The following is a 13661-nucleotide window of genomic DNA, read 5'->3' on the forward strand; positions in this document are numbered from 1 at the left end:
TTCTTTTTCGTGGTAAACTGAAAGAGTGAAGGATTTATTTTATGAGAGGAAACATGGAAATGAAAAAAAGAAATCTGTCTCAAGAGAAAATCATCGACTGCTTTCGAGAACTAGCAGAAGAGATGGATGTTCAGCAAATAACCTTTCAGCATTTAGCCAAACGCTTGGATATCAAGGCTCCCTCGCTGTATAACCATTTCAAAAATATTCGTGATGTCAAAACAGCGCTAACAGCGAAACTTCTGCAGGAACTTAATGACCAGCTGCGACGGGCTCTTGTGGGAAAAAGTGGTCAGGAAGCACTGCAGATCTATGCAGAAACTTATCGATCCTTTGCTTTTTCAAATCAAGCAGTGTATGAGTTACTGATCAGTGTACCGCATACCAATGAAGCTGTTTTATTAGATGGAATCCATGAAACGAATCAGATCATTTTGCAGATATTTGAGGCTTTTCAATTAACGAAAGAAGAAAAAGTTCATCGAAGCAGGGAACTTCGTAGTATGATCCACGGTTATCTTTCCTTACGTTTTTTAGGATACTTTACAAAAGAACCAACAATCGATCCAGAAGACAGCTATTTTTGGATGATCAATAACTTTATCGCTACTTTGCCTTAAACAATCAGATTCATTTGTAACAATTTTAAGATGTTCATTAAATGACCCTTTTATAAGAGAAAATTCTTGCAACTTTCTTGAAAAGTGACTAAGATGAGTCTAGAAAAGCTGAAAGAAGGAGCACGAGTATGTATCAAGTAATTACCATGTTCGGGGACAATGAGCCTTGGTGGTTTTTTGAAGACTGGGAAGAAGATATTGAAGAAGAAGAAACATTCGAGTCTTTCGAAGAAGCACGACAAGCGTACGAAAAACAATGGAACGAAATCCATCAAAATTATGAATATATCAATGCAAAAAGTAACTTTCTCAGCGCCTTTTGGAATGACGGAGATGAGCGCTGGTGTGAAGAGTGTGACGATGATTTACAGCAATACAAGGGACTTGCGTTGTTGAAAAATCATCAGCCCATCACAGTAGAAAGCAGAAAGGAATTTTATGAAACAACTAATTCTAGCGGAAAAACCAAGCGTTGCGAAAGACCTAAGCAAGGTGCTTGGTGCTAATCAAAAGCACAAAAATTATTATGAAGGACCCAAGGTGATCGTTACTTGGGCCCTTGGTCATTTATTAGGATTGAAAATGCCGGAAGATCTGAATAAGGAATGGCAGAGCTGGCAAATGGACACGTTGCCAATGATCCCTAAAAAACTAGGAATCAAACCACTTCCTAAAACAGGACATCAATTAAAAGCAATCAAGCAGCTGGCTCAGCGAAAAGATGTCTCAGAAGCAGTCATTGCGACAGATGCCGGAAGAGAAGGGGAACTTGTTGCTCGCTGGATCTTAGAGTATGTGCATTTCAATAAACCAGTGAAGCGGTTATGGATCTCTTCTCAAACAGATAAAGCAATCAAAACTGGATTCAAGCAACTAAGACCTGCGAAAGAATATGATGCATTGTATGAATCTGCTCTTGCCCGGGCAAAAGCGGACTGGCTGGTAGGATTGAATGTGACCAGAGCCTTAACTGTGAAGTACGCGGATAATTTATCAGCAGGCCGTGTGCAGACACCGACACTAGCATTAGTGAGAGACCAAGAAAAGAAAATCGAGCAGTTCCGTCCACAAACGTATTTCACGATCACGTTGCAAGCTGGAAAAGAACAAGCCAAAATGCTTCAAAAAAATCAATTTGCTTTAAAAACACAAGAAGAAGCACAAAAACTTGTTCAATTGATCAGTACAAGCAAAGGAACTGTCACAGAAGTCCAAGAAAAATTAAAAACGGAATCTGCGCCATTGCCTTATGATTTAACAGAGATCCAAAGAGAAGCCAATCAACGCTATGGCTATTCTGCAAAGAAAACATTAAGTCTTGTACAAAGTTTGTATGAGACCCATAAGATCGTTACTTATCCGCGTACAGACAGCAAATATCTGACAAATGACATGAAAAGTACGATGAAAGAACGATTGCAAGCAGTCAGCGACTTTGCTCCTGAGGTCAAGCAGTATTTGAAAAACGGAGCCATCGTCCAACAGACAAAAGTATTCCAAGACAGTAAAGTGACCGATCACCATGCACTTTTGCCAACTGAAAACAGAGCACGTTATGAAAAATTAAGTAATGAAGAGCGAAAAATCTATCAAATGATTGTCTCTCGTTTTTTAGGACTGTTTGCTCAACCCCATAAAGTCAGCCAAACAAAAGTTACGGTTGAATTTGGTAAAGAACGATTCATTTTTCGGCAAAATCGTGTCGTCCAAGCAGGATGGAAAGGCGAAACTGAAACTGAGACGGAAACAGTCAAATGGGAAAAAGGAATGAGAATCAATCCCGATTTCGCCATCAAAAAAGAACTATCTGCACCGCCTAAACCATTGTCAGAAGCAAGCTTGCTTGGTCAAATGGAAAAATACAGTCTGGGAACCCCAGCTACGCGTGCAGAGATTATCGAGAAACTAATCAAATCTGAACTGATGGAACGTACCCCTCAAGGACTGCAAGTATCTCCTAAAGGTAAGCAATTATTAGTATTGGTAAATCCCTCTTTAGTAACACCAGATTTGACAGAAAGCTGGGAAAAAGACCTTGAAGCTATTGCTGCAGGAAAGAAACAAGCAGGAACCTTCTTGAATGGAATCGAAAAAGAAACAAAACGCTTGGTGAATGAGATCAAATCAAGCAAACAAGAATATCAAGATTTCTCGATTACCCAAAAGAAATGCCCAGAATGTGGGGCCAATCTGCGCGAGAAAAACACACGTGACGGCAAAATCTATGTCTGCACCAATTCAGATTGCAACTACCGCAGAAGAAAAGATCCAAAAGTCTCTAATCATCGATGCCCGCAATGTCACCGGAAAATGGAAATCATCGAAGGTAAAAACGGTGCTTATTTCCGTTGTAAATACGATGGAACGACAGAAAAATTGCTTGATAAAAAAGAGCAGAAGAAGAAAATGACCAAACATGAAGAACGACGCTTGCTGAAAAAATATGCACAAGCAGAAGAACCAGAAGAAAGCCCATTAGCAGCAGCACTAAAAGCAGCAATGAAGAAGTAATAAGATATGAAAGAGGTTGTGATAGAAGTGGTCAGCTTCAAGAAATAAGAAGGAATTTACGAAAATTGCTTCTCAAATTTTTGTGAAATTTCGGCTTATTTCCGAAGAAGCTACTTCTGGAACACCATTTATTCGGAAAAAAGGACTGTGACAAGACTTTTGTCACAGTCCTTTTTCATTTAAAAAAATGTTTACTTCATTTGACGTATATTATTGGTGAGGCTTCAATTCATTTGGCTTCACTTTTTCTGTTTCTCTTATGATATAAACAGGACGCTGTTTCGTTTCTAAGAAGATTTTCCCAATATATTTCCCGATGATTCCAAGACATAACAATTGGATTCCACCAATGAACAGGAAGATCGAGACCATGGAAGGCCATCCTGATGTAGGATCACCAAACAACAATGCCCGCAAAATAATGAACAAAATTGCAATACCAGAACCGACACAAGACAAAGCGCCGATAAATGAAGCAATCGTTAACGGTGCATCCGAGAAGTTCACGATACCATCAATCGAGTAGTTGAATAATTTCCAGAAGGACCAAGATGTTTCGCCAGCCACACGTTCGCGGTTTTCATAAGAAATATATTCTGTTTTAAATCCGACCCAGCTAAATAATCCTTTTGAAAATCGGTTGTATTCTGTTAATTCTAGGACGGCATCCACCATTTGACGAGTCATCAAGCGGAAATCACGAGCGCCATCGACCATTTCTGTATCGCTGATTTTATTGATCAACTGGTAGAATTTTTTCGCAAAGAAACTGCGTATCGCAGGCTCGCCTTCACGAGTCGAACGCCGGGTGCCGACACAATCGATATCAGAAGTAGTGATCCGGTTGATCATCTCAGGAAGCAGTTCGGGCGGATCTTGCAGATCAACATCCATCACGGTCACTAAATCTCCTGTAGAAGCTTGCAATCCAGCGTACAGAGCCGCTTCTTTCCCAAAATTTCTGGAAAATGAGACAAAGCGGACATAAGGATAAGCTGAGGCTAGCTTCTTGATTGCTGCTAACGTACCGTCTTTTGATCCGTCGTCAATAAACAAATATTCGAACTCATGGGCACCTTTGAATTTTTCAACCTCATCAAAAAAAAGAGGAACAGTTTTTTCTTCATTAAAACATGGGACAACAATTGATACTTTCATCGTTTCTATCCTTTCAATCGTATGTTTATATATGGTTTACATTCAAAATTTAATAAACCTTAAATAACACCTTTAAAATTTGATTTTACGTAAAAGAACAGGTATTCTTTTTGTAAACTAACGTATTTAGTTTACCATGTTTCCTCGGTTTATCAAACTTTTAAGAACAATTTTTATTAGTTGGCAAGTAGTTTTGGATAGAGAAAAAGGAGGAAGTTCCAGTCTATTGACTAGGAGCAAACAAAATGAAAATACACACACCTATCGGCTTTTTATGGTTAGATGCAGATGAATCCGGATTGACTGCTGTATCTTTTCAGCCAATTTCAGAAAGCGAATCAGCGAATCAGCGAATTTTAACGCGCACACAAGAACAGTTTGAAGAATATTTTGCGGGAAAAAGAAAAGAATTTGATGTTCCTTTATCTATAAAGAGAGGTACGCCTTTTCAGCAAAATGTCTGGAAAGCTTTGTCGACCATTCCTTATGGAGAAATCCGAACGTATAAAGAAGTAGCCGTTGCTGTTGATAGTCCGAAAGCTGTGCGAGCGATTGGGCAGGCAAATCGAACCAATCCATTGCCAATCGTTATTCCTTGTCATCGAGTGATCGGGCAAAATGGAAAACTGACAGGATATATGGGAAACGCAATAGATGGGGTTGAAATCAAACGCCAATTGTTGTTGTTAGAAGGATATCTGCAAAATTAAAAACAGTTGTGATTCGGACATTGTTCCATGCGAGAATCACAACTGTTTTTTCATGTTCATTCTAAACTTTGATCAGCCAAATAAATAGTAAAGCCATCACTGTTTGGAGAAGCCCGACAGCTAATCCATAAGATAAGAAGCGTGTACCTTCTTTCATGAATTTTGCAAAGTCTAAACGCAGACCAATTGCCGCTAAAGCAGTGATCTCAAACCAGCTGCTGATAAAATGTGCCGATTGGTCAATAACTACAGGTAAAGAAAACAAGCTGTTGACCAAACAAAAGATCACAAACCCTAATACATACCAAGGAAGCGGTAATTTTCGTTTTTTCTGCGTATCAGTTGGCGTTTCAAACAGAGCTGGTTGTTTCTTGTGCATGAATTTTTCAAACAGATAGACAACAACAACGAGCATCATAATACGTAGAATCTTAAATAGCATGGCGAATTCGACAACAGAATTGTCAAGTAAGCTTGCCCCAGCGACTACTTGACCAACAGATTGGAGTGTACCACCCAAAAGTGCACTTTTTTCAATGAGATTTCCACCAAACAACTGTAATCCAAGAAAAGGGAGAGTCAACATCATCACAGTACCCAGTAGATTGACTAGTGTGATGATCTGTCCTTTTTCTTCCTCTTTCGCATGGATGGAAGGGGCGATTGAAGCAATAGCAGAAGAACCACAAACAGCGTTTCCTCCAGCCATCATCAAAGAAGAAGTATCGCTGAATTGCAGTTTTTTACCAATCAAGTAAGCACCGATGATAGTGACTGACATTTGCAGTAACACAAAAACAATTCCTTTTACACCAATTTGAGCAATCGTTTGAGCTGTGACAGTTGCACCTAGTAAAAAAACAGAGAATTCTAATAGTTTGCTTTCAGCAAATTTTGTGCCGATTGCTAGAACAGGCTGTTTAAAAAAAGTATTTCCTAATAAAATACCCAATAAAATAGCAATAGTCGCTCCACCTAACTGTGGCAGATAAATAGCAAGAAGCCTGCTGAAGGCAGCGATGGCAAAAGAAAGCAGTAAACCGGGTAAGATTTCGCGGACCGCTGAATCCTTTACAGATTTTATTGGATGTGACAATGATTTCATTTGATCGGTTCCTTTCGTCAATAAATACTAAAAGCATACTCGAACATAGTAGCACTAAACCAGTATTTTGACAAAAGAACAAGAGGTCGTGACAAAAGTCTTGTACGACCTCTTGTTTCGAATAAACGGTGTTCCAGAAGTAGCTTCTACGGAAATAAGCCGAAATTTCACAAAAATTTGAGAAGCAATTTTCGTAAATTCCTTCTTATTTCTTGAAGCTGACCACTTCTTTTACGACCTCTTGGTAAACGGTGTTCAAAAGCTTGCATCTGCGGTAATAAGCCCAACCAGTACAAAAACATGAACAGCTGTTTTTGTTTGGCCGTTCTTATTACTTGATGCAGAACAGCTTTTTCACAACCTATTGAATCGATTATTAAGCGATTTTTTTAGAAACAAATTTTCCATGTTTGCTATGTTCTTTAATTAAGAAACGTACGTAATGAGCAAGAACGTAGAAGACAACTACACTTGCAAACAGACATTCCGCAACTTTTAAGAAATCCAATACGCTACTATAGATACCTAAACTGTTGAAGTAATGAACAGTAGTAAATATAGCTGTTGCAGAGATAACAAGCGGGAATGTAAAGGCTGCATAGCTTGGATAAAAACGAAGCTTGAACAAACGTGGAAGCATAGACAGCACAACGAAATACAATACTTGAGATAAAGCGAACAATGCTACGACAAGATAAAAATTAGGTTCAGCAAAGTTTTTAAGATAACCTGTTAGGCAAAGAGAACCAGGTGCTGCAACGATCGTAATCAGCGGACGTGTCGGATGAGCCATATTTCTTACGAAAAAGACACGTTTGATGATGATCGGCAATAAGAACGCATAGCAGATCAATGAAATCCAAAAGAAAATTTTTCCAATAAGTGGGAAGAAGTTCCCGGCAGTTACAGTGATGACCCCAAATCCAACGTAAATGATAAACCAGCTTGGATAAATTGCTTCAATTGAAAGATCAGCTTTGATAACATGGTGATAATTGAAATAAAAGACAAGGATCACTTGGAAGATAACAGCGCACAGCCAAATGAATTTGACAATTGGTGCAATACTTTCATATGAAACAAAATAAGTACAAATAACCATGAGTGACATCGTAAAAGTTGGTGAAACGGAGGCGATGATTGGATCATGCAACGTTTGTTTCGTGTGTTCGAATAAGATAAACAATTTAACAAAAATGAATATCATAAGAATCATAGAGATACCGCCAGTTAGATTGCCTAAAGCAACATGGTGATAGTCTTTAAACAGATTTCCAAGGGAAGCTAACCCAAGGATCAACCCGCAGATCGGGATCGGAATAATTTTCAAAAAGTTCTTCATATATAATATTCTCCTTTTTATTTAATAGATTTTAGTACCAAGATGAACGAATACATTGTAAAATGAATAGGAATGTATGATTACGAGCAAGCAGACAGCTGATTGTCTTCATCTAAGTTACTAGTTGGATCAGCAACTGTTTTGTTGTACATTTCTATTATAGATGGTTTTTTGTATATTTAAATCAAATAGTTTTTATAGTAATTATCATAAAAAGTTATGGAAGTGGTGCCATGTTTAAGTTATTAACGACTTTTCGAGCAGTATATGAAACAAGAAATTTTTCCAGAGCAGCAGAAGTACTGTTTTTATCTCAACCAGCAGTCTCGAATCAAATCAAACAGTTGGAGCGGGAATTGAATATCGATCTTTTTCAACGTAACGGAAGAAAAGAGATGCTTCCAACTAAGCAAGCCGACTTATTATATGAACGGACACTGGTTTTGTTAGAAGAATGGGAAGAAACTCAGCAAAAATTGCTCAATGAACAAAATGAAGAAGAAGTATGTCGGATCGTTGCTTCCCACACCTTTGCTGTCTATCTTTTGCCTCAGTTGATGAAACATCTGATCAAAAGGTTTCCTAAAGTGCATTTTGAGATCGAAATCACGAATTCTCATGAATCATTAGAACAAGTAGCGAAACATGAATCCGATTTTGGTTTTATCGAAAAGCCATTAGAGACTTCCGGCGTACAAAGATACTCTTTGATGGAAGACCAGCTAGTCATCGCTGGGGACCCAAAAAGCAAATTGTGGCTTGTAAGAGAAGCAAACTCTGGTGTTTTTCATTACACGCAGCGTTATTTTGAAGAGATGAATATCCAAGATAAGAAGATGATCGTGAAAAGTAACGATGTAATTGTTGCGTTGCTGAAGGAAGGAATCGGTCGCTCGATTTTGTCTAAGCGCTCTGTTCCAGAAAATGTGCCAATGACTCCGTTGAATTTCCATCGATATTTTTATTTCATCCAACGAACCAATCTGGTTTCTGATCAGCTGCTAGAGATTGCCGAAGAGATCCTTCGATACAATGAAAGCACAGAAACTTCTCACAGCGAGGAGAATCTCAGCTGGTAGATAATTGCATGTATCAAAAAAAGTTCTATGATACACTAAAGATAAGCAGTAGGCTTTTGTACTGCATTTGCTCAAGCAACTGCACAAACGGAAAGTTAATTTTTCCCAAATGTCTATGGAAAGACTTTCCATTATCTAACTGGACCGCTATAATAATCAGCAGTATGGTTTTTAAGAAAAGGGATGAAACATGGAAAAAAAATTAAAAGCTTCGAACGATAATCGTATTGATTATGGCGTGATTTTACCAGTCTTTCTGTTATGTTTGATTGGTCTGCTCTCATTATATGTAGCACTTAGCCATGATCCGAACAATCCAGCAGTCTTGAAAGGCGTAGGGATGCAAGTTGTCTGGTATTTAGTTGGAGCGGCAGCAATCGTTGTCATCATGCATTTGAATTCCAAATGGATCTGGAAACTGACTCCTTACCTTTATGGTTTGGGGTTAGTGGTAATGGGACTCTTGCTCAAATTCTATGATCAGAATTTAGCTGCTTCAACAGGGTCTAAAAACTGGTTTCGATTCGGTGCGTTTACTTTCCAGCCAGCAGAGTTGATGAAGATTGCGTACATCTTGATGATGGCACTGATCGTAACTAAACATAATACGCAAGTAAAAGAACGGACGATGAAATCGGACTTTTGGCTGATTGGGAAGCTCTTGATCGTGACAATACCGGTTTTAGCATTGATCATGGCCCAAGATGACTTTGGAACGATGCTTGTCTTTCTTGCGATCTTTGGCGGGATTTTCCTGATGTCTGGAATCTCTTGGCGCATCATCGCACCTGTAGTAATCTTGGCAGTAGTCGTTGGAGCAGGAACGATCTTCTTGGTTACGACTGAAGGCGGAAGAGACTTGCTTTATAAAGTTGGATTCAAATCTTATCAGTTTGCACGTATTGATTCATGGCTGGACCCTTTCCATGATACGTCAGGAATGAGTTATCAGCCGGCCCAAGGACTTTTGGCAATTGGTACCGGTGGCTTGTTTGGTAAAGGATTCAACGTAAGCAATATCTATGTGCCTGTTCGTGAGTCCGATATGATTTTTACCGTTATCGGTGAAAACTTCGGCTTTATCGGTGGTGCATTCGTCATTTTCTTGTATTTTATTTTAATCTATCGTATGATTCGGGTGTGTTTCGATACGAATAATGAATTTTACGCCTATATCGCAAGCGGTTTGATCATGATGCTGCTGTTCCATGTCTTTGAGAATATTGGAGCAAATATCGGATTACTTCCTTTAACAGGGATCCCATTGCCTTTCATTAGTCAGGGAGGATCCTCGATTTTAGGGAACATGATCGGTATCGGGTTGATATTATCGATGAGATACCAAAATGAAGCACCTGCAAGATCTTCAAGGAGGTAAGAAAATTGTACACCTTTTACTGGTACCCGAAATGTTCAACATGCAAAAAAGCCAAAGCGTGGTTAGACCAGCATGGCGTTAGTTATCAAACCGTTGATATGATCAAAGAAGTACCGAAGGCCTCAACGATTGAGACTTGGCTAGAAACGAGTCAAGTACCAATCCGTCGCCTATTCAACACAAGCGGGATGAAATATCGGGAACTTGGACTGAAAGATCAAGTAGGCGAGTTTACGGCTTCAAAAGCGAGCCAAGTCTTATCGACAGATGGTATGCTGATCAAGCGACCACTGATCTTACGAGAGGACCAGCTTGTTGCAATTGGATTCAATGAAAAAATTTATGAAGGAGAACTGATATAAAATGGCAGGCAAGCATTTGAAGAAAAAGGACAACCTTTGGATCTTATTTAATGGAAAAGAATACTGTGTTGGTTTGACAAATGAAGCGCAAGAAGAACTTGGAGACATCACGTTTGCCAATCTGCCAAAAGCAGGACAATCGCTAAAAAAAGATGAACCTCTGATCGAAGTTGAAGCGGAAAAAGCGGTCAATGAATTTGCCAGCCCGCTAACGGGTACAGTTTCTTCTGTTAATGATAAAATCGGTGAAGATATCAATATCTTGAATGATTCAGATGAAATGAATGCGTGGATCTTAAGTTTCAAAGATGTTGATCCAAAAGAATTTGACGAATTATAAAATCAGAAAATCACTTGAAAAAAGTTGACACTGATTCTTCCAGTTGCTATAATCATAAGCAATCCTATATGAAACGAGAAAGCTTTGAAAAGAAGAGTACATGTCACGGACGTTTGAAGAGAGCCCTGTTTGCTGAAAATGGGTAACGAAAATGAGATGGAAGATGGTCTTAGAGCAGAGTAAGCGAGCGTAAGCAAACTTACTACGGGAGTGCCCGTTACAGCGCGACAGTATACGGAAAGAAGCTAAGTCCAAGTACTGGAAGAGGCTGTTATTGCGAAGTAACGGTAAATCAAGGTGGTAACACGGAAGTTCAAGCTTTCGTCCTTTTGCTTAAGGCAAGAGGGCGAAGGCTTTTTTGTTTGAAAAATCATAAGAGAAAGATGTGAATGGCATGTCATTAATCCAACTAACGAATGTCAAAAAGACATTCAATGGGAAAAACGGAAACATCCAAGCCGTCAATGACGTTTCACTAAACGTTGAAAAAGGGGATATTTATGGAATCGTCGGCTATTCTGGCGCAGGAAAAAGTACATTAGTCCGTCTCCTGAATGGACTTGAGCTTCCCACGAGCGGCGAAGTGATCGTAAACGATCAAGATATTACAAAATTAAAAAACAAAGAATTACGTACATTCCGAAAGAAAATCGGTATGATCTTCCAGCATTTCAACCTGTTATGGTCAAGAACTGTACTTGAAAATATCCAGCTGCCGCTGGAATTAGCTGGCGTACCAAAGAGCAAACGTAAAGAACGGGCAGAAGAACTGTTGCGTTTAGTCGGGTTAGAAGGACGCGGACAAGCATATCCTTCACAACTTTCCGGCGGACAGAAACAACGCGTCGGTATCGCACGAGCATTGGCAAATGATCCTGAGATCCTGCTTTGTGATGAGGCTACTAGCGCATTGGACCCGCAAACAACAGAAGAAGTATTAGACTTATTGTTAGCGATCAATAAGAAATTGAATTTGACCATCGTCTTGATCACACATGAAATGAATGTGATCCGCAAAATCTGCAACAAAGTCGCTGTGATGGAGTTGGGGAAAGTCGTAGAAGAAGGAGACGTATTGACTGTCTTCAGACAACCGAAAAAAGAAGTAACCAAACGCTTTGTACAACAAGACATCGAACCAGAAGCTGATTCGACAGAACTATTAGCTGAACTCATCAAAGAAAATCCAAGCGGCCGTTTGGCAACTTTGACCTTTAGCGAAAGAAATGCCAACGAGCCAGTCATTTCCCAAGCGATTCGACGCTATAACATCGATGTCAACGTTGTGTATGGAAAGATCAAACAAGTGAAAGAAGGTTCCTTTGGTTCATTGACTGTCTTGATGACTGGTGAAACCAAAGAATTAGATCAAGCAGAAGTGTTCATCAAAGAACAAGGAGTAGGAATTGAGGTGATCCATCGTGGATAAAAGCTTTTCAGAAACATATCTAGATTTTAAACAAATCAACCCGGAAACGATGAATCAGGCTATCCTTGATACACTATATATGACATTAATCTCAATGGTCTTAGTGACGATCATCGGATTAGTTTTGGGATTGATCCTTTACTCTATTGGACGCAAAAACAAACCGTATGCTCGAATCATTTATGGAATCGTATCGATCATCAGTAATATTTTCCGGTCAACGCCATTTATGATCCTGATGGTTTTGATCATTCCATTTACTAAAGCAATCGTAGGCACTATGCTAGGTGCGCAAGCAGCCATTCCAGCTCTTGTTTTATCCGCAGCACCATTTTATGCCCGTCTAGTAGAGATTGCTTTTCGTGAAGTCAGCCCTGGTGTACTGGAAGCAGCAGATGCAATGGGAGCAAGTTACTGGGAAATCATCTGGAAGGTCTTGATACCTGAAAGTATTCCCGCATTGATTTCTGGATTAACAGTTACAACGATCTCGATGATCGGATTTACTGCGATGGCCGGCGCGATCGGCGCAGGTGGACTTGGAGGTCTTGCTTGGCAGGAAGGCTACCAGCGTGGTAATCTAACAGTGACATTCGTTGCGACTTTAATTATTTTACTAATCGTATTTATCGTTCAAGGAATCGGTGATTTCTTAACTAAGAAAACAGACAAAAGATAATAGGATATAGGGGGATGTAGGATATGAAAAAGAAAATTTTTGGATTTGCAGCAGCGCTTTTGCTGACTGTAGGATTAGCAGCATGCGGTAACAACAGCGACAGCAAAGATTCAGCAAATAAAGCAGACGACACGACATTGAAAGTCGGCGCTTCACCGACACCGCACGCAGAGATTTTGGAACATGTGAAACCATTATTGAAAGATGAAGGAATCGATCTTGAAATCGTCAAATTCGATGACTATGTATTACCGAACCAATCTTTGGAAGAAGGCGACATTGATGCCAATTACTTCCAGCATATTCCTTATTTGAACAAAGAAATCAAAGAAAAAGGATATGACTTTGTCAATGCCGGTGCTGTCCACATCGAACCAATGGGCTTGTACTCTAAAAAAGTCAAAGATGTTTCCGAATTAAAAGATGGTGCAACAATCATTACTTCAAATTCTGAATCAGACTGGGGACGCATCATCACAATTCTACAAGATGCTGGCTTAGTCAAAGTCAAAGATGGAGTAGATCTGGAAACAGCAACATTCGATGATATTGAAGAAAACCCTAAGAACTTGAAGTTCAACCATACGATCGACCCATCACTTTTAGCTTCTACGTACCAAAATGATGAAGGTGACCTAGTTGCAATCAACGCAAACTTCGCTTACGGCGCAGGGTTGAATCCATTAGAAGATGCCGTATTGCTTGAAAAGGACAACTCTCCTTACGTGAATATTATTGCGACTCGTAAAGGTGATGAAGACAGTGACAAAATCAAAAAACTGATTGAAGTGCTTCACCGCAAAGAAGTCCAAGAATGGATCACAGACAAATGGGGCGGCTCTGTTAAACCAGTAAAGGCTGATGCAAAATAAGGTATGGAACAAAAAAGATGAGAAATAAGTCTGTAATGGCTTATTTCTCATCTTTTTTATACCTATTCTAATTTAG

Annotated in this window: 14 protein-coding genes and 1 other annotated feature; of the genes, 11 read left to right on the forward strand and 3 right to left on the reverse strand. The window is 39.4% G+C overall.

Annotated features, from left to right (window positions below; all coding sequences use genetic code 11):
- The first annotated feature begins 59 nt into the window (after positions 1-59).
- The 3 genes from ACIFUW_RS02415 to ACIFUW_RS02425 all read left to right on the forward strand — a co-directional run bounded on the left by ACIFUW_RS02415 (position 60) and on the right by ACIFUW_RS02425 (position 3131).
- The gene (locus ACIFUW_RS02415) at positions 60-620 is read left to right on the forward strand and encodes a TetR/AcrR family transcriptional regulator (protein ID WP_002326790.1); all 561 of its coding nucleotides are present in this window, start codon (positions 60-62) and stop codon (positions 618-620) included.
- Between the two features lie 128 nt (positions 621-748).
- A complete protein-coding gene (locus ACIFUW_RS02420; protein WP_002286704.1) occupies positions 749-1126 on the forward strand; it encodes a DUF1033 family protein in 378 nt (125 codons plus the stop codon).
- A complete protein-coding gene (locus ACIFUW_RS02425; RefSeq protein ID WP_002304230.1) occupies positions 1059-3131 on the forward strand; it encodes a DNA topoisomerase III in 2073 nt (690 codons plus the stop codon). The genes ACIFUW_RS02420 and ACIFUW_RS02425 overlap by 68 nt, the downstream gene beginning before the upstream one ends.
- Before the next feature lie 210 nt (positions 3132-3341).
- Here the strand turns inward: ACIFUW_RS02425 and ACIFUW_RS02430 are convergent, their stop codons facing one another.
- Positions 3342-4289: a glycosyltransferase family 2 protein gene (locus ACIFUW_RS02430; protein ID WP_002289773.1), complete on the reverse strand. Its 948-nt coding sequence runs from the start codon at positions 4287-4289 to the stop codon at positions 3342-3344.
- A 245-nt stretch (positions 4290-4534) separates the two neighbouring features.
- Here ACIFUW_RS02430 and ACIFUW_RS02435 point away from each other — a divergent pair, with 245 nt between their 5' ends.
- Positions 4535-4999, forward strand: a complete 465-nt coding sequence (locus ACIFUW_RS02435) for a methylated-DNA--[protein]-cysteine S-methyltransferase (protein ID WP_002289775.1) — start codon at positions 4535-4537, stop codon at positions 4997-4999.
- A gap of 61 nt (positions 5000-5060) precedes the next feature.
- On the opposite strand, the gene ACIFUW_RS02440 is transcribed toward ACIFUW_RS02435, so the two are convergent.
- Both ACIFUW_RS02440 and ACIFUW_RS02445 read right to left on the reverse strand, forming a co-directional pair.
- Positions 5061-6104 carry a YeiH family protein gene (locus ACIFUW_RS02440; protein ID WP_002289776.1) on the reverse strand — a complete coding sequence of 348 codons (1044 nt, stop codon included), beginning with the start codon at positions 6102-6104 and terminating at the stop codon, positions 5061-5063.
- A gap of 376 nt (positions 6105-6480) precedes the next feature.
- The gene (locus ACIFUW_RS02445) at positions 6481-7446 is read right to left on the reverse strand and encodes a TDT family transporter (RefSeq protein WP_002291188.1); all 966 of its coding nucleotides are present in this window, start codon (positions 7444-7446) and stop codon (positions 6481-6483) included.
- A 233-nt stretch (positions 7447-7679) separates the two neighbouring features.
- Here ACIFUW_RS02445 and ACIFUW_RS02450 point away from each other — a divergent pair, with 233 nt between their 5' ends.
- The 7 genes from ACIFUW_RS02450 (at position 7680) to ACIFUW_RS02480 (ending at position 13585) form a co-directional block, all read left to right on the forward strand.
- Positions 7680-8525 (forward strand): LysR family transcriptional regulator, encoded by an 846-nt coding sequence (locus tag ACIFUW_RS02450; RefSeq protein ID WP_002297022.1) that lies wholly within the window; start codon positions 7680-7682, stop codon positions 8523-8525.
- Between the two features lie 190 nt (positions 8526-8715).
- A complete protein-coding gene (locus tag ACIFUW_RS02455) occupies positions 8716-9903 on the forward strand; it encodes an FtsW/RodA/SpoVE family cell cycle protein (RefSeq protein WP_002291183.1) in 1188 nt (395 codons plus the stop codon).
- 5 nt (positions 9904-9908) lie between these two features.
- Positions 9909-10265: an arsenate reductase family protein gene (locus ACIFUW_RS02460; protein ID WP_002295166.1), complete on the forward strand. Its 357-nt coding sequence runs from the start codon at positions 9909-9911 to the stop codon at positions 10263-10265.
- Position 10266: 1 nt separating this feature from the next.
- Positions 10267-10605, forward strand: a complete 339-nt coding sequence (locus tag ACIFUW_RS02465; RefSeq protein ID WP_002291179.1) for a glycine cleavage system protein H — start codon at positions 10267-10269, stop codon at positions 10603-10605.
- A gap of 75 nt (positions 10606-10680) precedes the next feature.
- Positions 10681-10937: a binding site (T-box leader), on the forward strand.
- Positions 10938-10999: 62 nt separating this feature from the next.
- Positions 11000-12034, forward strand: a complete 1035-nt coding sequence (locus ACIFUW_RS02470) for a methionine ABC transporter ATP-binding protein (RefSeq protein WP_002304234.1) — start codon at positions 11000-11002, stop codon at positions 12032-12034.
- A complete protein-coding gene (locus ACIFUW_RS02475; RefSeq protein WP_002287674.1) occupies positions 12027-12713 on the forward strand; it encodes a methionine ABC transporter permease in 687 nt (228 codons plus the stop codon). Before ACIFUW_RS02470 ends, ACIFUW_RS02475 begins: the two co-directional genes overlap by 8 nt.
- A 23-nt stretch (positions 12714-12736) precedes the next feature.
- Positions 12737-13585 (forward strand): MetQ/NlpA family ABC transporter substrate-binding protein, encoded by an 849-nt coding sequence (locus tag ACIFUW_RS02480; RefSeq protein WP_002287678.1) that lies wholly within the window; start codon positions 12737-12739, stop codon positions 13583-13585.
- The last annotated feature ends 76 nt before the right edge of the window (positions 13586-13661 follow it).

The organism is Enterococcus sp. PLH-Efm8 (genome assembly GCF_053011625.1).

What these genes read in the sequence shown, in the direction of transcription:
- ACIFUW_RS02465 (WP_002291179.1), top strand. Translation starts at nt 10,267, where the DNA reads ATGGCAGGCAAGCATTTGAAGAAAAAGGACAACCTTTGGATCTTATTT.
- ACIFUW_RS02415 (WP_002326790.1), top strand. Translation starts at nt 60, where the DNA reads ATGAAAAAAAGAAATCTGTCTCAAGAGAAAATCATCGACTGCTTTCGA.
- ACIFUW_RS02420 (WP_002286704.1), top strand. Translation starts at nt 749, where the DNA reads ATGTATCAAGTAATTACCATGTTCGGGGACAATGAGCCTTGGTGGTTT.
- ACIFUW_RS02425 (WP_002304230.1), top strand. Translation starts at nt 1,059, where the DNA reads ATGAAACAACTAATTCTAGCGGAAAAACCAAGCGTTGCGAAAGACCTA.
- ACIFUW_RS02435 (WP_002289775.1), top strand. Translation starts at nt 4,535, where the DNA reads ATGAAAATACACACACCTATCGGCTTTTTATGGTTAGATGCAGATGAA.
- ACIFUW_RS02440 (WP_002289776.1), bottom strand. Translation starts at nt 6,104, where the DNA reads ATGAAATCATTGTCACATCCAATAAAATCTGTAAAGGATTCAGCGGTC.
- ACIFUW_RS02450 (WP_002297022.1), top strand. Translation starts at nt 7,680, where the DNA reads ATGTTTAAGTTATTAACGACTTTTCGAGCAGTATATGAAACAAGAAAT.
- ACIFUW_RS02430 (WP_002289773.1), bottom strand. Translation starts at nt 4,289, where the DNA reads ATGAAAGTATCAATTGTTGTCCCATGTTTTAATGAAGAAAAAACTGTT.
- ACIFUW_RS02445 (WP_002291188.1), bottom strand. Translation starts at nt 7,446, where the DNA reads ATGAAGAACTTTTTGAAAATTATTCCGATCCCGATCTGCGGGTTGATC.
- ACIFUW_RS02455 (WP_002291183.1), top strand. Translation starts at nt 8,716, where the DNA reads ATGGAAAAAAAATTAAAAGCTTCGAACGATAATCGTATTGATTATGGC.
- ACIFUW_RS02470 (WP_002304234.1), top strand. Translation starts at nt 11,000, where the DNA reads ATGTCATTAATCCAACTAACGAATGTCAAAAAGACATTCAATGGGAAA.
- ACIFUW_RS02480 (WP_002287678.1), top strand. Translation starts at nt 12,737, where the DNA reads ATGAAAAAGAAAATTTTTGGATTTGCAGCAGCGCTTTTGCTGACTGTA.